This is a genomic window from Bartonella sp. AC70YNML (genome assembly GCF_042196545.1).
In the GTDB taxonomy this organism is placed as follows: domain Bacteria; phylum Pseudomonadota; class Alphaproteobacteria; order Rhizobiales; family Rhizobiaceae; genus Bartonella.
This window is the reverse complement of sequence record NZ_JBHIQK010000008.1, coordinates 52,598-72,254: the sequence shown is the minus strand read 5'-3', so window position 1 is coordinate 72,254 and position 19,657 is coordinate 52,598. Positions and strand designations below refer to the sequence as shown.

Sequence of the window (19,657 nt, the reverse complement as noted above, 5' to 3'; positions counted from 1 at the left end):
GGTCGTTATCCAGTGGCTTGGAGTGACACGGAAAGCATGCTGGATAACAAAATGAGGCTTAGGGGGAAGAGAAGCAGTAGTACAGACAGGTTCCAACTTATAAAAAGGCACGTTCAAGGGGGGAAAGAGCCGGTTTTTATGTTTTTGCGGCACGCAAGTAGGGAGCTTGGAGTGACACGGAAAGCATGCTGGATAACAAAATGAGGCTTAGGGGGAAGAGAAGCAGCAGTACAGACAGGTTCCAACTTATAAAAAGGCACGCTCAAGGGGGAAAAGAGCCGGTTTTTATGTTTTTGCGGCACGCAAGTAGGGAGCTTGGAGTGATACGTAAAGCATACTGGAAAATAGAAGAAGGTGTTTGATAGGGGAGGTCGTTAAAGCTTGTTTAGACGTATTGGAACAGGGGGGAGCTTCTGGGTGCTTTTGTGGTGAGTGTTGGGGGAGTACAATGACGGGCAAGTGTTTTTTTATTGCAGAGACAATGGTGCGCGTTATGCTTTCGTTCTTGAGGGGAAGCTCAGGGGCGCCGCTTGGGGAGAAGAGCTTTGCAGGAATTTTCTTAGCCAACATGGAAAAGGATGTTAGGGGCATGAGAAAAAGTCTGTGTGGAATCAAGCGGGCTTGTTGGGGGAAAGGTTGGGGGGCGGGTTGTGGAAGAAAATAGAGGGGTGGAGGAAACGGGAGAATAAGAAAAGAACGAATAGAGACATTATAATCTTTATGTTTTTCTACACTACCTTGTTATAGAAGATCAAGGATAATGATGCCTTGTGAATTCGCTGCGGGTTGCTTTTAAAGCTCTTCAAAAGCACTTTGACTATTAAAGTTGAAATCCAAACACTGTTATCATTGTTATGAAAAAACAAATAGCAATAAATATTGTTGTTAAAAAAGTCATAATTCTGTATTGTGTTTTCCATAACCATATAATTATTTCAATTGCTGTAGGTTTTTCGTATTCATTACTTTCAGAAGCCTTGTCATTATCTTTAAAAGTTTCATGATAGAACTGATTGTAAGCAGCTCTCTTTTGAGGATCTTTAAGAACTTCATAGGCTTCACAAATTTTTCTGAATTTTTGTTCTGCTTCGGTACTAGAATTATGATCAGGGTGGTATTGCAGAACTAATTTACGAAAAGAAGATTTTATCTGTTTAGCGTTGCATTCGTAGCTTACACCAAGAATTCCATAATAATCGTCTTCATTTATTATCATTAAATACAGCCACTTGTATATTGCTCTTCTTTTATAAGATCGTTTAATTGATCCCCTTTGAATGTATCGACATGTGTTGTTTTTTGTGTTGAGAATATGTGCAAAAACATGTTTAATGAAAATGGCTATAGTGATTATACTGTATCTAAATGAGAGGAGATACAGTTCAAGACGCTTAAAAATGCAGGGTGTTTTTAATATTTTAGAAATATTTTTTTACAAAAATAGATTAAAAGAGAGACGATAAATCAAATGTAAAAGGGACGGCAATAATAGCCAAGGTTGTCATTATTGTAAATAAACAGGCAGGAACCTTAAATCTAAAACGCCAAAGTAAACTTATGGGAACAGACATTATCGTTGTTATTACGAATGCTACGATAAACCATTGCATGAATAATTTCATTATATTGATTTCATTATTAAGACGATTTTGTTTTAGTTCTTCCTCTCAAAACACAATCGATAATAGAAAAGCCATGATAAACAGGAAATTCTCCACCTGGACAAGCGCTAACAGAAAACTGTTCAAGCTCTAACCATTCTCTTTCGCGTTCTTTTTCCAATAGCTTCTTTTTTATTTTCTGTCTTATATATTCTTTTGAAATACAATTGATCGGAGAAGTACTTCCAACAAAAAGATCATCTGTTGTACATCCACTCGTTGTATGATGCGTAAATAAAATAGCGCTTATTACGATAGCGAAGAAAATAAAGTGTTTAAACATAAGGTATTTATTGTCGTTTGTTTCTGATGAGCTTTTATAAGTCATTTCTGTTGAATAAATCAATATGTGTTATTTTATGTTGGTAAAATACAACAAATTGTATGATAACGTTACTGTATTTTGGCACTCTGTATCTAAAGATGGCGATAGATAGTTCAAAGTGCTTGAAAATAAAAGATATCCTTTGAGAAGCACTTTTCATCAAGTTATGGAATGAATAGATCAAAGTTTATGGTAATTTTGTATACTCTATGATAACTTTGTATAAGATCTCAATTTCATGATCAAGTTTCTCAAGTTCTTTCTTGTTTTTAACTATACGCTCTTGATATGTCTCTATGTGTTTCATAAGGTTTGAGAGATGTGTATGCTCATGAGAGTGTTTTGCTTCATTCACATGTCGCATTGCATCTATTTCTAATTCTATAAGGGTGCACAGAGTATTAAATACATGATGTCGTTTTTTGATTATATTCTGCCATTTTTTTATTATATTGACATGTTTTTCATAGAGCGGTTGCGATAACTGCCGCTTGTTTTCCAAAAAAAATGTTTTTTCTATCCAGAGAATTTGGTAGAATTTTTCTTCCCACCAGCGACTTCCATTAACAAGGAAAATGCGGAAAAATCTCTCTCTTTCTGTAATCTCTTTTGAAGAGAATACTTCATTCGAATGAGTATATCCCTTTGAAGAATAAAAAAGATGCGTTGTTAAAAGAGCGATAATTAAGACGCTTCTCAATAAAGACTGTTTAATTAACATTGTTTTTTATACCCTCTTAGTGGCTTGATTATAGTCATTGTGAGGGGGGCTTAATGGTTCTTTAGAAATATTTTGAAAGGCGTTTTATGATCCGTTTAAAGATTTTTTAAATACTGCTTCCATTTTTCAAAAGTGCTATATCTTACAGGTGGTTTTACATTTTCTTTGGGCATCATTTTAAGGTATACCTCTCTAGCCATAACGCACATTGTTGCTGTGTTTCTAAAACGAGTGAGTTCATTGCCTATGATGAGCTGCTCTGTCTGAAGAGTTTGTTCTTTTCGACTAATGCCATTGGGAGAATCCAAAAATTTTTCTGCGTACGCAAACATTGGATCATCAAAGTTTGTTTCAAATTTTGCTTTGAGGAAAATATTTTCTATATAATCCCAATCTTTCCTGTATTTCATCCCGTTAGCTTTAAAATCCTTCAGTCTTGTTGGTAAGTCGTTAAATGTAAGTGTGGGCATCGTTTTATCATCTTGCCATAAATCAAAAAAGCGTCCACAAAAAACAAGCAATATGTGATAATGTCTTAAAATATTGAATTCTGGAGGATTATTGGGCAATATTATTAAATATTTCCAAAATTGACTTTTGTCATGGGGTATACTTACAGTTTTTTCCATATACGCTTTTAAATATTCTACCTCTTTTTTTGCTTTTTCTAATTTCTGAGAATATTCTAAATGAGTGTAATTTTCATGGACATATTTTTGGTAAAGCTTATCGTATTCAGCAAGGTCGCTTACTTGAGTACAACCCAATAATATGAATACAGAAAAAAACGTTATAAATATTATGACGTACGTTCTGAATAATAATTTCATCATTTTAACTTTTAATGATTATCATGAATATTTAATTGATTTCTGTTAAATAAATCAATGTGTGTTATTTTTGTGTTGAAAATATACGTAAAAACGTATTTAATAAAAATGGTTATAATGATCATAATGTGTATAAGTAAAGGTGTGGTACTGGCTAAAACCCCGCATATGTGGGGTTTTAGCTTATTGGAGGAGGTATGACAGCAGAAAGTATAAGGGGATCTGTAGCCAAAATGGTTGTCCTAAGGTGGGGAGAGTAGGCAATATCCAAAATACTCCAAATGAAATATACTTGTTGTTGTACATTCACGCACTTGTTTTAATAAAGATATCTCGCTCTAAGCTCATTTCACACCCATTTCATGCCTGGCGTTCGTAAATTTCATACTGGCACCTGTGAATAATATCGTGAGGGGTATAACGATAAAGCCCCGTAGATTATAAAGTCCGTAGATTGTACCCCCTAGAGATTATAAACATTGCGCACCCTATCTTTACTTTATGAAAAAGTAAGTTGGTACTATTGGGGGCCGTTGCCAAAATTGCGGCATGGGCTGTAGCTCTTGAGACGATTCATAATCTCGTTTACTGGGAGGCTTTTTACGAAGAGATATGCTTTTCTTGGAAAGTTTCTCGCTATACGGATCTTTCTGCTTGTGAAGTGTAAGCGAAGAGGGGTGATTAATTTCAATAGAACAGAGGGAGAGAGCTTTTCGCTTTTGGGGCTCTTATGCAAGAGGAATAACGCTATCCGTATCAATCAAAGTATTCGTATAAAAAAGATGCGTGTTGAAAGAGGGAGGCTTAGAGCACGTGGAAAACCATAGTGTATAAAATTGGTAATGAGGGATCTTCTTTGAAAAGGCGGGCTCTCAATTTTCTGCCATATGGGATGTCTAGTATATAGGATGTCTAGTATATGGGATGTCTAGTATATGGGATGTTTACCATATGGGATGTTTGGCATATGCGAGCGTGGGGTGGCTTAGTGAAAGCTTTATTGAGGGGGATTTTATCACTGTTTGTTTTTTGCTTTTGGTAAGGGGTGGGGAGAATGGGAAAGGAATTGAGTTGAGAGGAGGTTCTGGAAATGGCTCTGTTAGATCTGTTGTAAATGACGAATAAGATCGATGAAGCTTATTCTAATTTCTAGAGGGAATGCTTGTGTTGCTTGAGATGGATAGAGAGGCTAGAAAGATAAGATTATTCGTTTTGGGTCGGATAAAGGTATCAATGGGATATGTTCAAACAATGAGTTTATAATAATTCATTATTGAGATTCAATTTGAATTTCAATGAGAGCCTGAAATAGTGTGAGATGTTCTTAGTTCTCTTATTCAAACGCTCTTATATTGAATCAAGTAAAATCGTTTGTTTGCATATTACAAACAGGGTGAGCTTGTGGGGAAAAATATTCAAGAAATAAAATATTGAAAAAATAAAAATGCTTATATCGTCTCAAGTGCCAAGAGCTGTTGCAATAGTGAGGCTTGGCAAAGAGAAGGAGTAAAGGGGGGCAATCTTACAGAAATGAAAGAGAGGGAGGGGAAAGGAAAGAGGGAGGGGCAAGGAAAGAGGGGAAACCAATAGGAGAGGGACTATTCTTTGGGGGGCGGTCAATTTCAAAAGCCGTTCGTAAAGTATTTTAGAGATTAAGCGTGTTATTGAGGCCATTGATTTTGAAGCTATTGAAACGCATAGTTTAAAGGATGGAGGATTTGATGAAGCTGATGGAGGTTGGGGGAAAAGATTTAGGCTTATAGGGAAGACTTATAAGGGCAAAAAGAGAGAGGCAAAAGAAGAATAAAATGGTGCTGCGAGAGAGGATTGAACTCTCGACCTCTCCCTTACCAAGGGAGTGCTCTACCACTGAGCTACCGCAGCCCTTTTCAATCTTTGCGCTGTCTTGTGCCATATTGTCAGAAAATAGGCAAGAGAACATTTGTATATTCTTGCAAGAAAACGTATCTTATGTCATGACATATGCTTCTTATATGCTTAAATATCTAAATGAGTTGCTTGGATAGAAGCTCAACACTGTTTAAAAGGTTGCGCAATGACACAAATGCATCAAAAACAAAAACAAAATGAAATTAATCATCAAGATGAAAAAGCAAAACGACGTCAAGAAAGATTGGCACAACAATTGCGTCAAAACCTGAAACGTCGAAAAGAGCAAAGCCGAAAAAGAGCACAACCAGAGCTCTAAAATGCAAAAAAATGTTTTTTAGTAAATTTTTGCAACCAAACTTCTCAATAATTTGTTCTCATAGTTAGAATGCGTTCTAAAACGATTAATAAAGCATAACTTCCCGAAGGGGGACAATCCTTTGGAAGGGCAGGCACAAAGGAAAAGAGGGAAAACACGATGGATTCTATTCAAATTGTTGGGGGAGAAAAACTTAAAGGAACAATTCCTATTTCTGGGGCAAAAAATGCTGCATTGCCTCTTATGATTGCGGCGCTTTTGACAGAAGAAACGCTCACTTTAGAAAATATTCCGCATCTGGCCGATGTTGAATTGCTTATTCGTATTCTCAATAATCATGGTGTTGGATATGCCGTTGATGGACAAGAGTTTAACGATGAATGCGTGAATTCAAGAACAATTCATTTTACGGCGCAAAAAATAGCTACAACACGGGCACCATACGAACTGGTGAAAAAAATGCGTGCAAGCTTTTGGGTTATTGGACCTCTGCTTGCACGATGCGCAGAGGCTTATGTTTCGCTTCCTGGAGGATGTGCTATCGGGACAAGACCTGTCGATTTTATCCTTGAGGGACTTAAAACTTTAGGCGCACAGATTACTATCGAAAATGGATATGTTCATGCAAAAGCGCCAAGGGGGTTAAAAGGTGCTTGCTATCGTTTCCCTAAAGTCACTGTTGGTGGAACCCATGTGCTGCTGATGGCGGCGACAATGGCAAAGGGAACAACCACTCTTGAGAATGCGGCTTGTGAACCAGAAGTGACAAACCTTATTCGAACCCTGAATACTATGGGGGCTCAAATAACCGGTGAAGGAACAACAACGCTTACAATTGAAGGGGTTAAAAAACTCAACGGTGCTAGAGTACGCGTTATTGCTGATCGAATCGAAGCGGGAACATATGCAATGGCTGTTGCTATGACGGGAGGAGATGTCTTTCTTAAAAATGCAAATCCTAATCATCTCACAAAAGTGCTTAAGGTGCTGCAAAAAACAGGACTCGAGATTCAAATAGAACCTCAAGGAATTCATATTAAGCGAAATCCAAAGAACACCAAAATTATGCCCGTTGATATTAAAACAGGACCTTATCCTGCTTTTCCAACCGATCTCCAAGCGCAATTCATGGCGCTCATGACACGGGCTGAAGGAATCGCGCATATTACAGAGACAGTTTTCGAAAATCGTTTTATGCATGTTCAAGAACTCAATCGCTTAGGAGCACAGATAAAGCTTGATGGGCAGACGGCAACCGTTTATGGAACAGAGAATTTGCAAGGGGCTCCTGTCATGGCGACGGATTTGCGTGCTTCTGTTTCTCTTGTGATTGCAGCATTGGCGGCAAAGGGAGAAACAAACGTCAATCGTGTCTATCATCTTGATCGTGGATTTGAGAGATTAGAAGAAAAATTAGCTCGTTGTGGCGCAAAAATCCAACGCATCACAGTGTAAAGCTTTCAAAGATATGCTCCAAAGAATGGCTTTGGGAGGGGGCGATATATTTTTAGGTGTGCTTTTTGGAGGCTTGATCTCAAGAATCAAGGGTTGTTAATCCTCTCAATAAACGTGGGTTTTATCTCATGGTTTTTACGAGCGAGCATAAGAGTTTGAGAGGCGGGTGGGGTTCATAAAACAAACAAATAGAGACTTGTATCATTGTTTTCAGTGTCGTTTACGGCGCTTATGACACGGGTTGAGGGAACCGCGCGGATTACAGAGACGATTTTTGAAAATCGTTTTATGCATGTTCAAGAATTCAATCGTTTGAGGGCGCAAATAAAGCTTGATGGGCGAGAGGGCAACCGTCTCGTGGAACAGAGCATTTGCAAGCGGCTCCTGTCATGGCGACGGATTTGCGCGCTTGTTGTTTCTCTTGTGATTGCAGCCCTCTTATCTTGTTCCATTGGCGGCAAAGGGAGAAACAAACGTCAATCGTGTCTATCATCTTGATCGTGAATTTTGAAAAGTTGGAAGAAAAATGAATCCGTTGTGGTGCCAAAATTCAACGCATCACAGTGTAAAGCTTTCAAAGATATGCTCCAAAGAATGGCTTTGGGAGGGGGCGATATATTTTTAGGTGTGCTTTTTGGAGGCTTGATCTCAAGAATCAAGGGTTGTTAATCCTCTCAATAAACGTGGGTTTTATCTCATGGTTTTTACGAGCGAGCATAAGAGTTTGAGAGGCGGGTGGGGTTCATAAAACAAACACTGTTTTTAAATTTTATTGCCAATTTCCTGAAATTACTTTATACCTTAAAGGGTGACTTTGGTCGTCTACGCAGCGATCAACAGGGATTCAAAAACCCCTAAAATCCGAGTGTAAAAATGAACCTACTCTTGTGGGTATCCCGGGATTCCGGGAGTTTTTGCCATGTCCAGGTGCTCTCTAGCACTAAAAGCAAAAAAAAGCTGATTCGAACTCAGTACTTTCAGACTCCCGGAATACCAATGCGAGGGCGCTCGCACTCGGCAGGGGAGCTTGAAGTGAAAGCTAAAAATCCACATTTTAACGATATTTCGATTGGCAAAAAAATTCGCTTGAAAAGAACAATGATCGGAATGTCGCAAAAGAAATTAGGCAGCCAGTTAGGAGTAACCTTTCAACAAATCCAAAAATATGAAAAAGGCTTCAATCGTATAGGGGCGGGGCGTTTACAAGAAATTGCCGACATTCTTAATGTTCCCATTTCCTTTTTTTACTCCGATCTCTCAACAAAAGAAGACGTCTTGTATCCTTATGATGATGAGATCTCAAGCAAAGAAGAATACATTCTTTTGAAAAGTTTTAGAGAGCTCAAACCTCAAAAACAGAAAGCATTTTTGTGTTTGATTATCTCATGAGATAAAAACACTGTTTTAAATTTTATTGCCAATTTCCTGAAATTACTTTATACCTTGAAGGGTAACTTTGGTCGTCTACGCAGCGATCAACAGGGATTCAAAAACCCCTAAAGTTCAGTACATAAAATTAACCTACTCTTGTGGGTGTCCCGGGATTCCGGGAGTTTTTGCCATGTCCAGGTGCTCTCTAGCACTAAAAGCAAAAAAAGCTGATTCGAACTCAGTACTTTCAGACTCCCGGAATACGCATAAGAGGCGCTCGCACTCGGCAGGGGAGCTTGAAGTGAAAGCTAAAAATCCACATTTTAACGATATTTCGATTGGCAAAAAAATTCGCTTGAAAAGAACAATGATCGGAATGTCGCAAAAGAAATTAGGTAGCCAGTTAGGAGTAACCTTTCAACAAATCCAAAAATATGAAAAAGGCTTCAATCGTATAGGCGCAGGGCGTTTACAAGAAATTGCCGATATTCTTAATGTTCCCATTTCCTTTTTTTACTCTGGTCTCTCAACAAAAGAAGACGTCTTGTATCCTTATGATGATGAGATCTCAAGCAAAGAAGAATGTATTCTTTTGAAAAGTTTTAGAGAGCTCAAACCTCAAAAACAGCAAGCAATTTTAAGATTAAATTTTCGTTAGAATCAAAAAAAGACTAAAGAGGCTCTTGCTAAATAATAAATTATTATATAAAGCTTTTTTTAGAGAAGGGGGTTAACATTTCTCCTCCCCCCCCCCGCAGAAATGTCGAAATAAAACCTCCTTCTCATCGTTTTAAAAATCACGAAAAATTTTATCCTTTATCCTTTATTTTTTTAAAAAGAGTGACTTATTTGTGCTAGAAAAGTTGCTGTATTAGGTAAATTGGAGGGCGGGGTGTTTTTAGTAGGAATTTGGGAAGGGCTGGAAAAATCGTCTTGCCAAATAGAGTTCTCAAAAGGAAATCTTGGAAAGAAACTATCAAAGGGGCGGCTTAAAAGAAGCTACCAAAAATCCGGAACTTCAGGCTTTAAATGAGGACCAATCCGTACCGCCGAGACCTTTTCTGCTAAACCGGTGCGATCTGAAATCTCAACCGCTAAACCACAAAGGGTGGCAGGACCGCACGCCGGTTCAAAACGGTCTTGCTTCGTCTTATAAAGAAAACGGTGTAAGGGTTCTTCTTTATCCATTCCAAGAGATGAGTTATAATCTCCACACATGCCTGCATCTGTTAAATAGGCGCTCCCACCTTCTAAGATTTGCGCGTCAGCCGTGGGAATATGCGTATGGGTGCCAACGATAACACTCACACGACCATCAAGAAAATGACCAAAACATTGCTTCTCGCTTGTCGTTTCTGCGTGAAAGTCAAAAATAATCGTATCGGCTTGCTCCATCAACGAACAGGCAAGCAGAATATTTTCCGCTGTTTCAAATGGATCTTCTACTTTACACGGCATAAAAACGTTGCCCAACAGATTGGCGACAAGAACACGGGCGCCATTTTTTGCCGTAAAAACACCAGAACCTTTTCCGGGAGTTTCTTTCGAAAAATTGGCAGGGCGTAAAAAACGATCACTCTCATGGGCATATTGCAATGCTTCTTTGTGAGAAAAAGCATGATTACCTGTGGTGACAACATCAACACCGGTTATCAAAAGATCTTGATACGTTTCTTGTGTAAGACCAAAACCACCAGAGGCATTTTCACCATTTACCACAACAAAATCAAGCTGCCATTTCTCAATCAGTTGAGGAAGGTATTCAAAAACAGCTTTACAGCCTGTGCTACCAACAATGTCACCTAAAAATAAAAAACGCATAGGCGCTTTAATCACATTTTAACATTTTAAGAAACCTTTTTCTGTAAAAATTCCTTGTACCTGTAGATCATGTTCTGCTGCGGGAATAGAGGAAACCTCCTGACATGAAAACCCTATGCCCCATAATATCATTTGATGCCCTTGTTTTTCAAGAGCTTCAACAGCACGGTCATAATATCCTCCTCCATAGCCAAGACGGTGACATTGACGATCAAACGCAGAAAGCGGAACAATAATATTATTGGGGGCAACAACGTCATTGTCTGCACTGGGACCAAAGGTGCCAAAACGCATGGGCTCTAAAATCGTGCTGGGCGAAAATGTACGGAAAATCATGGTGGTGGAATTAAGAACTGCTGGTAAGGCTAAATGCCCACCGCGTAACGCTACAGCATCCAGTAAAGGACGCGGATCAATTTCCGATTTAATGGGCCAATAGCCTGCTAAAATGAGGCGTGAAAAATCGGTTCCCTTCTTTTCGAGGTATTCAATAAAGTGGCAACAAGCACGCTGCGAAAAGAGTGCGCGCTCTTCTGTTAAAAGAGCATCACGACGCGATAAACCGCTTTTGCGTTGCTGTGTGCGAAGGGATGAAGCAGATTCACAGAGGGGATTGTTTGTCATTGTCTCGTCAATTATTTTATAAGATGCTGGTATTTTATCCATTGTTGGCGTTTTGTAAATCTCTGTATGGATAAGAGCTGTGCTCATGAAAAAAAGCATGAAAAAAGTGTGTGCTCTTTAGGGGGTATCTTGGTGCAATAAGCCGCTTTTGCGTTGCTGTGTGCGAAGGGATGAAGCAGATTTATAGAGGGGATTATTTGGAAGTGCTGTCTGTTTTATAAAATGAAGCCTATCGTAATTTTTATTTCTTGAAAAGAGTATCGTCATTGGTCTTATGTAAAAAGATGCTCTCAATTTTAGCTGGAAAAATTTTTATGCAAAAAAGTTAATACAAATAAAGGGTGATCCACAACAGCCGATGGAAAAAGCTGATCCCGGGAACCTATACAAATAGGTGGGCGCCATATGAAAAAGCCCACGGGCTTGATCAGGGACAGCTCCCTTGGAGATCATTAAGGTCTCAGGAATACGTTATTTCCTGTCGAGAAGCGCAGAACACCCTCCTTAATATAAAATAATTTCAGAGCTTCTGCTAGAGATAAAATAACCTCGCCCTCTTCTTTTTCATAACGTTTTTCAGGAGAGTTTTTAGAACCTTGCTGGTGGTTGCTCGAAATGGCTGTATGATGGATGGCTTATTCAAAGTAAAAAAGCAAAAAATATGAGTGAGGGTGGGTGATTGAGTGACGCAGAACGATTTATTGGCAATGGCTCTTTTGGAACAATGCTTGATTTTTATGTTTCGCAGGAATGCTTGGAGGAGTTTTGAAGGGAAATATTTCTTATTCAAAAGGATGTTGGTTGAACTGGTGTTGCACCTTTGAAGTTTTTACTTTGTGAAGCCATATTTCAGGGCTATTTTATCAACTTTGAGGGGGGAGGAGAGCCGATACGGTATGTGCTGCTATGGTTGAAGTTCATAAAAATAAAAAACAGACGATGATAGTTTATCAGAGGCGCTAAGCGATGTTTTAAGATTTTTTCAAAAAGTGTTTTTTGAGCTTCGTGTTTACAAATTTTTTATCCATGATGGAAGGTGTGAAAAGAAGAAACGGCGTGAAGAGGACTCAAGCGTGGAGCGTTTGCTTGCTATGAGAAGAAATGCTGTAGGGGGTATATTGGAAGTGTTTGGACGCTGCTTGCAATACAAAAAAGGTCAAAATTCAAAAAAAGCACTGTGAATTGTGTGGGGGGATGTGTGGTTATAAGCAGGGGGCTTTTAGTTTATTGAGTGGAATGTGAAGCCGGCTTGCGTCTTATCTAGATTTGAAAGGATGTCGTAAAGTGTCTCGTTCTTGAATGGTTTCAAAGAGCTTGTGGTGATTGTTCGTCTAACAGAGCTTGCACGCGCTTTTGAATCCTGCGCATTTGTGGATAGTAAACCAATGCTGTTTTATAAGCTTTAAGAGCAAGTTTGGGACGCTCCGTTGCTTCCATGACAACGCCAAGTTCAAAAAAAGCACTATAATTGCGCGGCTCAAGTTCAAGAGCGTGGTTGAGATCAAGCATGGCAAGCTTGAAATCGTTCAGTTGAATGTGAATCCAAGCGCGTCTTATCCAAGCTTCAGCATGAGTAGGCAAAAGTGCAAGAGCATTATCAATATAATCAAGCGCAAGTCCATAATCGTCGCTGTTGAGTGCATTTTCAGCCCATGACATCAAAAGATCGATCGTCTCGCTCCCTGATTGGGACCATAAATGTTGAAGTTGTTGACTGATCTTTTTCGCTTTAGCAACATCAGCACAATATTTCAATTCTTTGAGTAAACGTGAAATTTCTGCTTCTTTGCGCTGCTTAACTCTGTCAACATGGGAAAGCTGCTCTTTGTCAAGATCTTCAAGAATAACCGCCGAGGAATCAGAATCGGAGGGCGTTGAGGAAGGGGGAGGAGAATTGGGAATAAGATCATCTAACGGTAAAAGCGATTGTGGAGAAGGCCGATCTTCAGGAAGAGAAGGAGGATTTTGCCCATAGCTCGAGGGAACAAAACAAAAAACGCCAACAAAAGAAAGAAAAAACGCGCGCTGGAAAATACAGAAAAAACGCAACTGGAAAAATCGAAAGGCTTTTAAAAAAATAGAAGAATCCATAAAAACAAGCCCCCAAAAGATAAATCACCAAATATTATCAAATACTAGACTTGTAATCAACGGACTTATAACAAAAAAACTCAAGAAAAAAAATTTTAAGCCTACAATTAAAGTAGGCATAAAAACATTGATCCTAAAGAAATTATCCCTAAAAGAATTAGCCCTGACGTGCTCTAAAACGTGGATTCGTTTTATTAAGAATATAAACACGACCCTTACGACGCACCAAACGATTGTTACGGTGGCGCTCTTTTAGTGCTTTAAGCGAATTTTTAATTTTCATCATATTCACCGTTTAAATAGTTTACGTAACACAATACTATAACACAATATTAAAACACGAAAATACAATATTACAACCCCAATAGACTGCTCACTTTAATGAGCATTGCATTGCGATATCGTACTTGCATCATAACATCACACGATACACTTTTTCACTGTGATCACAAAAAGAAAAGCGCACTCTTAAGGTACGCATTAATACACTTCATTAGCACAACGATAAGTGAAAATTGCAAAAAAGTAGGAGAAATCTAACAAGAAATCTTATTCTTGTCAAGGGTATATCCCTTACAAATTCCTATAGTGTGTTAACGGTTGGCCTTGAAGGTAAAAATTTTCTCGTAAAAAGAAGGACACCAAAAAGCACAAAGAGTGGAAAAAAGTAAAAGCTTCCTATTTGTGAGAAAATAATCCTGTTTTTTCGTAAAATATCATCGTTAAGTAAGGCTCATGTAAAATTTATAACATGAGGTGTTTTTTGTTCGTGTGTGAGGATATTCTTAAGGCTTATTCTTAAAACCTAAAAAATAAACCGCATGATGATGACAAAGATGATGAATTGATAAGGATAAATTTCTATTGTTCAGAGAAAACATAGTAAAATAAGAGTTTTGCATAGTCTTAAGGTTTTCTCATTGCAAATTTGTGTAGCTTTAAGCATAGCATTCGCTTCTTGCATATCACAAGCGGGATTGATCTATGGTAAAGATACTTGAAGATAAGGAATAAAACGGTCTTTTATGAATGCTTTCAAATGCTAAGAGTGTTGTAACATTGGGGGGTGGCAAAGCGGTGTGATGGCGTTGGTGTTTACGCTGCATAAGTTTAAAGAGGGTGGTGCACTATAAATGTTTAAGCTATTATCGAGAGCTTTATGCTCTATGACGGGGGCTGCTGTTGTGAAGTGGTGGGGCAATGTGCATTGGCAAAATGTTTCTTTAAAATAAGCGCGTGTTAAAACAAGTGCGTAAATTGGCAACACAAGTGTCTTCTGTTTGAGGCTTTTTATTTTACGTGAGGGGTGAGAGGATATTTGGTTTGGGAATGGATAAGCTTAGTGCTGTAATCATATCCTGTAATTATATCTTTGATGTGGAGATCAGGGACGGAGCGGAGCGCTCGGTACTTTTAATGAGGGATTAAATCTGTGTGGTTAGAGTGAAAGATTATGCATAAATTTCTCTTTTAAGGCAATAGTTTATGATTCTTTGCAACCCAATTATTTCTACGTGGGTGGAGTGCTGGATATTGTCGAGCAGATGGGGAATTCAAATTATCCAATAAGGGAGCCAGTATACTGAGAATACACTTTGGCTCTTGAATGTGGATAGTTTGAATCCTTTTTAATATCCATGTTGCAGAAAAAATTTGACCTTCCCAAGGGTGGTCTATGATGATGTTTATTGAAAGAGTGAAAGCTTCACATTGTCTGGCGATAGACGTAATAAAAGTATGTCATAATACCAATTTATATACATGTTGCAAATGCCAAAGAGAGCTGACGTAATGATCATTGGTATCCCGATCAATAGGGGCAGTGTTTCTCTTCCTCCTGTGAGGTATATTAGACAAAGAATTCCTGTCATTAATAAAAAGCCTATCGACAGGATTTTCGTTACGAAAACAATGGGTTTACGAAAAGTTAAAAGAAAAAGGAACAACATATGTCTAAATGGACCCCCTTTACGTTTTTGGGGAAGAACAGACTGTACCTCATTTAAAGTTTTATTATTGTTAGAAATGAAGTGTTTTTTGCCACAATAAGCGTTTTAAAGGCAATGATAGTGTTAAAATGATCGTATTAAAAAGTATAGTTTAGCTTTATCAGGATAATAAAATAAACATTTATATTTATAAATTATTAGGTGCTCTTGAAAGAAGCTTGGATTGAGAAAAATTGTGGGAACTTCATGAAGCGCTGGTCTGTTGGGGGGGGACGAATGTCATTGCTGAGCAGGATTAGAGAGTTACAGACAATCTCTTATGGGTGGTTAAGAATATGCGTAAACAAAGTGCGTTTACGATAAGGGGAGTTCATAAAGAATTGTGCGAGATGCAATAAAATCAATGCGCATTATACGGTGATGATGTGCCTTATAATTCATTGTCTTAACAGGATTAAAAGGTGGAAAAATTGATGCACTAAAAAAGGGGAGGATTTTGTGAGAGAAGAAAAATTGATCTGAAAAGAAGAAACTTAAGCCTTTGGGGAGAAGTTCAGGAAACCTTTTCGAGGAATGTGTTGGGGGAATTAATGAAAGAAGAAAATCTTCTATCCGTTGAAGGAAAAAGAGAGAGGAGAAAAAGAAGAAAGTTGCTATGCTGGAGAGGGCTATCGTCTGGCCGATATTGGGCCGAATTCTCGAGAGTTGTTTTGGGAGAGTAATACGTTTTACCTCTTTGCAGCAATTTTATGGAAAACAAAACGATGCTTTTGTGAAAAAATGAACATAAGAAGAGAAGCTAGAGACAATAAAAACGCAATCATGGGGATTGGTATCTATGGGGGTGCAATAAATCAGTCTATTTCTTAAAGGTTGGCATTAAAAGAAAAATGAAGGGGCTGCGTATGTTATGGGGAATATTTATGCTGTGGAAGGTGGAGGGGTGGTGAAGTTAGGGGCTGGTGGATTGTTTTGAGCTGTGGGGGGATATTTTTGAGAAAAGGAAGGGGAGAAGAGCTAGGGGGTGGAGTTGAAGGGGGGGAGCGCTTGTTGTGCTGCTTGGATATCGGTGTGGAGTGAAGCTTTGTTTTTGAGGGCGGATGAGATGTTCGTGTAGGATGAAGCGGTTTGGAGGAGGAAGAGGTGATGTTTTTAAAAGAGGCAGGGCTTGTAGGAGGGCTTCACGCCCTTTCAGGGGCAAATTAAAAGGTTAGGGGAGCGCTTTTGAAGCCGCTGGATATCGGTGTGGGGAAGAGGTTGTTTTTTCAGTTCATTTTGGAGAAAAGTGTGAAAAAGTATTTATATATATGTGGGCTTAAGATTTGTTGGCTGGTCCCAGTAATTGGATGATATGCCCCATTTTGCGGTTGGGGTGAACAGTGCTTTTGCCATATAAATGGATCGAGGTGCGCTCTTGTGTGAGGAAATATTTTAACGTGCTAAAATTGTTACCAATAAGATTGGTCATTTGGCAATCGCTGTGGCGATAGGGACTGCCTAAGGGAAGTCCGCAAATAGCGCGGATATGCTGTTCAAATTGTGAAGTTATGCATGCCTTTTGTGTCCAATGACCAGAATTATGGACACGCGGTGCTAATTCATTCACTAAAAGATGACCATTCGTTAAGACAAAAAATTCAATGCAAAGAACACCAACATAATTGAGGGCATCCATAACTGTTAAGCTGATTTCTTGTGCTGCTTTTTGCACCTCAGGTGGAATATGTGATGGAACAAAGGATTTATGAAGAATACCATTTTTGTGTTGATTTTCAGGGCAATCATAAAAAATATGTTCCCCTTGTTTTGTACGTGCCGAAAGAACCGAAATTTCCGATAAAAAAGGAACTATTTCTTCCAAAATACAAGGCTGTTCCTGAAAAGTCCTTAAGGCTTCGTCAAGGGTTTGTTCATCTGGGTGATCAAGCTTGATCTGGTTTTTTCCGTCATAACCAAAACGACGCGTCTTTAAAAGACCACGTCCGCCTAAGGTATCAAGAGCGGAAAGAAGAGAAGAAGAATTGTCAACAGCATGCCATAACGCGGTGCCAATCCCTTGATCACGCAAAAATTGCTTCTCAAAAAGTCGATCTTGCGTGATCTCTAATGCTTTGGAAGAAGGATAAACAGGCTTACTCTTTTCTACATATTGAACCGTTTGAAGCGAAAGATTTTCAAATTCATAGCTGACAACATCACACTGAGAAATAAAATGATCTAAAGCTGATATATCGTCATAGGAGGAAACAATATGGTTGTTTGCTGTTTGAGCGGCTGGGCAATTGGCTTCAGGGCAAAAAATAACGGTTCGAAATCCTAATTCTGCGGCCGCTATGGCGAGCATCCTTGCTAATTGGCCGCCCCCGATTAAACCAATGACGCTGCCTGGAGGTAACATGGTGAAGGGAGTGGTGTTGGCTAAGGAGGTGTTGGTTGAGGGGGTGGTGTTGGAGGGGGTGGTGTTGGCTGAGGGGGGAGTGGAAAACGGTGCCATTTTAAACCTCCGTTACAGGCGTTTGGGCGACATTGGCTGTTTGTTGTTGACGCCAATCTTGTAATCGTTGGGCGAGATCATGGTCATAAACGGCCATAACGGCCGCGGCTAAAAGTGCTGCATTAATTGCGCCTGCTTTGCCAATTGCTAATGTGCCAACGGGTATCCCTGCTGGCATTTGCACGATTGAAAGCAAAGAATCTTGACCAGAAAGAGAGTGAGAATGCACTGGAACGCCAAAAACAGGAAGAGGAGTAAGGGCTGCTAACATACCTGGAAGATGCGCTGCACCCCCTGCACCGGCAATTAAAACTTTAAACCCTGCTTCTTTTGCTTCTTTGGCAAATTGATAAAGGCGTTCAGGAGTTCGGTGTGCTGAGACAATATGCGAACTATGAGAAATACCAAGATTCGTCAAAATATCTGCACTATGGCACATCGTTTGCCAATCCGATTGGCTCCCCATTAAAATCGCGACATCACATGATTTTTTCATCATTCTCTATCCTTTTCAAAGGTTCAATGCGATTCTTTATCATTATTTTTTTAAAGTTTTATATTCTTTTTGCAAAGCCAATTGATGACAGAGAAACAGTTATTTTTCAAATAAGGTGGAAAGCTAAAAATTTAAAGGGGATCTCGAGAGATGAAAAACTAAAGTATTGAAGGCATGAAGCACTTCTTGTGAGGGGGGAGGGGAATGCAACGGGGTGGTGTGGGACCCATGAGGCTGTTGAGCTTGCGGCATTGTCTTTTATTTAAGATAAGAGGGAAAAATGCATTGAGGAAAAGCCATTGATTATAAGTTTTTTAAAAAAATGTCTTATTTTTTATTTGCTAAAATAAACAAGATCACCATATGATATAAAATCTGTTGCAATTTGAAACATTACTTATGAGAAAAGAGATTTTTATGTCAAAAATGTGTTGCAAAATGAGGATATTCTTATGAGAAAAAAAGAGATGTATATCTCTCGATTTCAAAGCCTATTTATTTTGTTGTTCAAGTGATTCTTTTGTGAGTGGGGGATATAATCTTTATAGGGGATATAATCTTTATAATTGTCGATATATCTTTAACAATGGCCGATATAAGGGGAAGCGAATAATCAACGCTTTTGTGCTTTTAACGCTTTTGTTGAGATGTGCTTCTGAGCGATTATATCGTTCTTTGTTTTTTCACTTAAATATAATGGTAATATCAATCGCGAGTGACGAATTGTGAATAATAAATCCATGGTCTCTTTTTTGCCCAATTTTGTAATATGGTGAACGCTGAAATAAATAAGAGTTAAACAACGGATGTAAAGGAGATTTAAAAGCTATGTTTCTTCCATTTTTAATCGCTTTAGGTACTGCAGTAACGACTATGTGTGGTAAAAAAAATATAAGTTATGCTTTGTGGGCAATTTTATTCGTTGTCATTCTTCTCACTTTCAATCATCACGCAACTTCCACTTTAAATTTATCTTTTTGAGAGAATAGCCATGGAACATGTTGAACAAAAAAATCCTCACTTCGTTATCTTTATGAATACGCTAGGACTCTTTGGATTATCCGTTGTCTTGGTGGTGGCTTTTTATTATCAATTGGTAAAGTTTGAGTTACCTTGTCCCCTTTGTTTGCTGCAGCGCGTTGGATTGATGCTGGCAGGTTGTGGGTTCTTGCTCAATATTCACCATAAGGTGAAAAATACCCATTATGGTATGGTTATTCTCGGTTGTATGGTAACCAGTGCTGTGGCAGCACGCCAAGTGTTTTTGCATATCACACCTGATGATTTAGGATATGGTTCAACGTTCTTTGGATTGCATTTTTATACTTGGGCTTTCATTATTTCTGTCCTTTGTATCTTTGCTGTCTCATTTGTCATGATTTTAGGCGAATTGGCACACAAGTTCAAAGAATTTTCTCCTTTTCCAGTCTTGAGTAAAGCGGCAAGTTTCTTATTTGTATTTTTGATTGCGGCAAATTTGATTTCTACCATACTGGAATGTGGTGGTGGACAGTGTGCCGATGATCCTGTAAGGTATGAATTGTTATCAAATTGGTTCCCTTCATAGTCTTGAATTTTTTTAATAATCCCTCATTATAATTTTTATTGTT

19 protein-coding genes, 1 tRNA gene, 1 other RNA gene and 2 pseudogenes are annotated in these 19,657 nt (G+C 38.7%); 11 read left to right on the top strand and 12 right to left on the bottom strand.

Features of this window, described 5'->3' with window-relative positions; translation table 11 throughout:
• The first annotated feature begins 448 nt into the window (after window positions 1–448).
• On the top strand, window positions 449–664 hold the full coding sequence (locus ACFIMU_RS06560; RefSeq protein WP_375696909.1) for a hypothetical protein: 216 nt from the start codon (window positions 449–451) through the stop codon (window positions 662–664).
• A gap of 312 nt (window positions 665–976) precedes the next feature.
• Here ACFIMU_RS06560 and ACFIMU_RS06555 read toward each other — a convergent pair.
• From ACFIMU_RS06555 to ACFIMU_RS06540, 4 genes and pseudogenes are all read right to left on the bottom strand, one after another.
• Window positions 977–1,216 (bottom strand): annotated as a pseudogene (locus ACFIMU_RS06555) (DnaJ domain-containing protein); the annotation flags it as partial.
• A gap of 422 nt (window positions 1,217–1,638) precedes the next feature.
• Window positions 1,639–1,944, bottom strand: a complete 306-nt coding sequence (locus ACFIMU_RS06550) for a hypothetical protein (RefSeq protein WP_375607055.1) — start codon at window positions 1,942–1,944, stop codon at window positions 1,639–1,641.
• Between the two features lie 229 nt (window positions 1,945–2,173).
• Window positions 2,174–2,707: a hypothetical protein gene (locus ACFIMU_RS06545; RefSeq protein ID WP_375614450.1), complete on the bottom strand. Its 534-nt coding sequence runs from the start codon at window positions 2,705–2,707 to the stop codon at window positions 2,174–2,176.
• Between the two features lie 95 nt (window positions 2,708–2,802).
• Window positions 2,803–3,474, bottom strand: a complete 672-nt coding sequence (locus ACFIMU_RS06540; RefSeq protein ID WP_375615235.1) for a hypothetical protein — start codon at window positions 3,472–3,474, stop codon at window positions 2,803–2,805.
• A gap of 586 nt (window positions 3,475–4,060) precedes the next feature.
• Between ACFIMU_RS06540 and ACFIMU_RS06535 the strand changes: the two genes are divergently transcribed.
• A complete protein-coding gene (locus tag ACFIMU_RS06535; RefSeq protein ID WP_375607052.1) occupies window positions 4,061–4,204 on the top strand; it encodes a hypothetical protein in 144 nt (47 codons plus the stop codon).
• Between the two features lie 257 nt (window positions 4,205–4,461).
• Window positions 4,462–4,662, top strand: a complete 201-nt coding sequence (locus ACFIMU_RS06530) for a hypothetical protein (RefSeq protein WP_375614448.1) — start codon at window positions 4,462–4,464, stop codon at window positions 4,660–4,662.
• A 684-nt stretch (window positions 4,663–5,346) separates the two neighbouring features.
• Here ACFIMU_RS06530 and ACFIMU_RS06525 read toward each other — a convergent pair.
• A tRNA-Thr gene (locus ACFIMU_RS06525) sits at window positions 5,347–5,421 on the bottom strand.
• Window positions 5,422–5,593: 172 nt separating this feature from the next.
• Here ACFIMU_RS06525 and ACFIMU_RS06520 point away from each other — a divergent pair.
• The 5 genes and pseudogenes from ACFIMU_RS06520 to ACFIMU_RS06500 all read left to right on the top strand — a co-directional run bounded on the left by ACFIMU_RS06520 (window position 5,594) and on the right by ACFIMU_RS06500 (window position 9,230).
• On the top strand, window positions 5,594–5,746 hold the full coding sequence (locus tag ACFIMU_RS06520) for a hypothetical protein (RefSeq protein ID WP_375607050.1): 153 nt from the start codon (window positions 5,594–5,596) through the stop codon (window positions 5,744–5,746).
• Between the two features lie 159 nt (window positions 5,747–5,905).
• Window positions 5,906–7,201 carry a UDP-N-acetylglucosamine 1-carboxyvinyltransferase gene (murA, locus tag ACFIMU_RS06515; protein ID WP_375607049.1) on the top strand — a complete coding sequence of 432 codons (1,296 nt, stop codon included), beginning with the start codon at window positions 5,906–5,908 and terminating at the stop codon, window positions 7,199–7,201.
• A gap of 219 nt (window positions 7,202–7,420) precedes the next feature.
• Window positions 7,421–7,731 (top strand): annotated as a pseudogene (locus ACFIMU_RS06510) (UDP-N-acetylglucosamine 1-carboxyvinyltransferase); the annotation flags it as partial.
• A gap of 502 nt (window positions 7,732–8,233) precedes the next feature.
• Window positions 8,234–8,590 (top strand): helix-turn-helix domain-containing protein, encoded by a 357-nt coding sequence (locus ACFIMU_RS06505; protein WP_375696908.1) that lies wholly within the window; start codon window positions 8,234–8,236, stop codon window positions 8,588–8,590.
• Window positions 8,591–8,762: 172 nt separating this feature from the next.
• Window positions 8,763–9,230 (top strand): helix-turn-helix domain-containing protein, encoded by a 468-nt coding sequence (locus ACFIMU_RS06500; protein ID WP_375696907.1) that lies wholly within the window; start codon window positions 8,763–8,765, stop codon window positions 9,228–9,230.
• 341 nt (window positions 9,231–9,571) lie between these two features.
• On the opposite strand, the gene ACFIMU_RS06495 is transcribed toward ACFIMU_RS06500, so the two are convergent.
• The 5 genes from ACFIMU_RS06495 to ykgO form a co-directional block, all read right to left on the bottom strand.
• Entirely contained in the window at window positions 9,572–10,393 is an 822-nt protein-coding gene (locus tag ACFIMU_RS06495; RefSeq protein WP_375607046.1) for a TIGR00282 family metallophosphoesterase, read from the bottom strand.
• An 18-nt stretch (window positions 10,394–10,411) separates the two neighbouring features.
• On the bottom strand, window positions 10,412–11,017 hold the full coding sequence (locus tag ACFIMU_RS06490; protein ID WP_375614721.1) for a 5-formyltetrahydrofolate cyclo-ligase: 606 nt from the start codon (window positions 11,015–11,017) through the stop codon (window positions 10,412–10,414).
• A gap of 339 nt (window positions 11,018–11,356) precedes the next feature.
• Window positions 11,357–11,517, bottom strand: a non-coding RNA gene (gene ssrS / locus ACFIMU_RS06485) — 6S RNA.
• A gap of 805 nt (window positions 11,518–12,322) precedes the next feature.
• A complete protein-coding gene (locus ACFIMU_RS06480) occupies window positions 12,323–13,108 on the bottom strand; it encodes a tetratricopeptide repeat protein (RefSeq protein WP_375607045.1) in 786 nt (261 codons plus the stop codon).
• A gap of 157 nt (window positions 13,109–13,265) precedes the next feature.
• Window positions 13,266–13,391 (bottom strand): type B 50S ribosomal protein L36, encoded by a 126-nt coding sequence (gene ykgO / locus ACFIMU_RS06475; protein WP_004863016.1) that lies wholly within the window; start codon window positions 13,389–13,391, stop codon window positions 13,266–13,268.
• 2,281 nt (window positions 13,392–15,672) lie between these two features.
• Here ykgO and ACFIMU_RS06470 point away from each other — a divergent pair.
• The gene (locus tag ACFIMU_RS06470; protein WP_375607044.1) at window positions 15,673–15,927 is read left to right on the top strand and encodes a hypothetical protein; all 255 of its coding nucleotides are present in this window, start codon (window positions 15,673–15,675) and stop codon (window positions 15,925–15,927) included.
• A gap of 445 nt (window positions 15,928–16,372) precedes the next feature.
• Here the strand turns inward: ACFIMU_RS06470 and ACFIMU_RS06465 are convergent, their stop codons facing one another.
• Together ACFIMU_RS06465 and purE are read right to left on the bottom strand one after the other, a co-directional pair.
• On the bottom strand, window positions 16,373–17,551 hold the full coding sequence (locus ACFIMU_RS06465) for a 5-(carboxyamino)imidazole ribonucleotide synthase (protein WP_375615231.1): 1,179 nt from the start codon (window positions 17,549–17,551) through the stop codon (window positions 16,373–16,375).
• A gap of 1 nt (window position 17,552) precedes the next feature.
• Window positions 17,553–18,050 (bottom strand): 5-(carboxyamino)imidazole ribonucleotide mutase, encoded by a 498-nt coding sequence (gene purE / locus ACFIMU_RS06460; protein WP_330168079.1) that lies wholly within the window; start codon window positions 18,048–18,050, stop codon window positions 17,553–17,555.
• Between the two features lie 825 nt (window positions 18,051–18,875).
• Between purE and ACFIMU_RS06455 the strand changes: the two genes are divergently transcribed.
• Together ACFIMU_RS06455 and ACFIMU_RS06450 are read left to right on the top strand one after the other, a co-directional pair.
• Complete coding sequence (locus tag ACFIMU_RS06455) at window positions 18,876–19,028, top strand: DUF5993 family protein (RefSeq protein ID WP_273790835.1); 153 nt, start codon at window positions 18,876–18,878, stop codon at window positions 19,026–19,028.
• Window positions 19,029–19,038: 10 nt separating this feature from the next.
• Window positions 19,039–19,614: a disulfide bond formation protein B gene (locus ACFIMU_RS06450; RefSeq protein WP_375607042.1), complete on the top strand. Its 576-nt coding sequence runs from the start codon at window positions 19,039–19,041 to the stop codon at window positions 19,612–19,614.
• Window positions 19,615–19,657 lie beyond the last annotated feature (43 nt).

What these genes read in the sequence shown, in the direction of transcription:
- ACFIMU_RS06530 (WP_375614448.1), top strand. Translation starts at nt 4,462, where the DNA reads ATGTCTAGTATATGGGATGTTTACCATATGGGATGTTTGGCATATGCG.
- ACFIMU_RS06490 (WP_375614721.1), bottom strand. Translation starts at nt 11,017, where the DNA reads ATGACAAACAATCCCCTCTGTGAATCTGCTTCATCCCTTCGCACACAG.
- ACFIMU_RS06500 (WP_375696907.1), top strand. Translation starts at nt 8,763, where the DNA reads ATGTCCAGGTGCTCTCTAGCACTAAAAGCAAAAAAAGCTGATTCGAAC.
- ACFIMU_RS06480 (WP_375607045.1), bottom strand. Translation starts at nt 13,108, where the DNA reads ATGGATTCTTCTATTTTTTTAAAAGCCTTTCGATTTTTCCAGTTGCGT.
- ACFIMU_RS06495 (WP_375607046.1), bottom strand. Translation starts at nt 10,393, where the DNA reads ATGCGTTTTTTATTTTTAGGTGACATTGTTGGTAGCACAGGCTGTAAA.
- ACFIMU_RS06545 (WP_375614450.1), bottom strand. Translation starts at nt 2,707, where the DNA reads ATGTTAATTAAACAGTCTTTATTGAGAAGCGTCTTAATTATCGCTCTT.
- ykgO (WP_004863016.1), bottom strand. Translation starts at nt 13,391, where the DNA reads ATGAAAATTAAAAATTCGCTTAAAGCACTAAAAGAGCGCCACCGTAAC.
- ACFIMU_RS06560 (WP_375696909.1), top strand. Translation starts at nt 449, where the DNA reads ATGACGGGCAAGTGTTTTTTTATTGCAGAGACAATGGTGCGCGTTATG.
- ACFIMU_RS06455 (WP_273790835.1), top strand. Translation starts at nt 18,876, where the DNA reads ATGTTTCTTCCATTTTTAATCGCTTTAGGTACTGCAGTAACGACTATG.
- ACFIMU_RS06465 (WP_375615231.1), bottom strand. Translation starts at nt 17,551, where the DNA reads ATGGCACCGTTTTCCACTCCCCCCTCAGCCAACACCACCCCCTCCAAC.
- ACFIMU_RS06550 (WP_375607055.1), bottom strand. Translation starts at nt 1,944, where the DNA reads ATGTTTAAACACTTTATTTTCTTCGCTATCGTAATAAGCGCTATTTTA.
- purE (WP_330168079.1), bottom strand. Translation starts at nt 18,050, where the DNA reads ATGATGAAAAAATCATGTGATGTCGCGATTTTAATGGGGAGCCAATCG.
- ACFIMU_RS06450 (WP_375607042.1), top strand. Translation starts at nt 19,039, where the DNA reads ATGGAACATGTTGAACAAAAAAATCCTCACTTCGTTATCTTTATGAAT.
- ACFIMU_RS06520 (WP_375607050.1), top strand. Translation starts at nt 5,594, where the DNA reads ATGACACAAATGCATCAAAAACAAAAACAAAATGAAATTAATCATCAA.
- murA (WP_375607049.1), top strand. Translation starts at nt 5,906, where the DNA reads ATGGATTCTATTCAAATTGTTGGGGGAGAAAAACTTAAAGGAACAATT.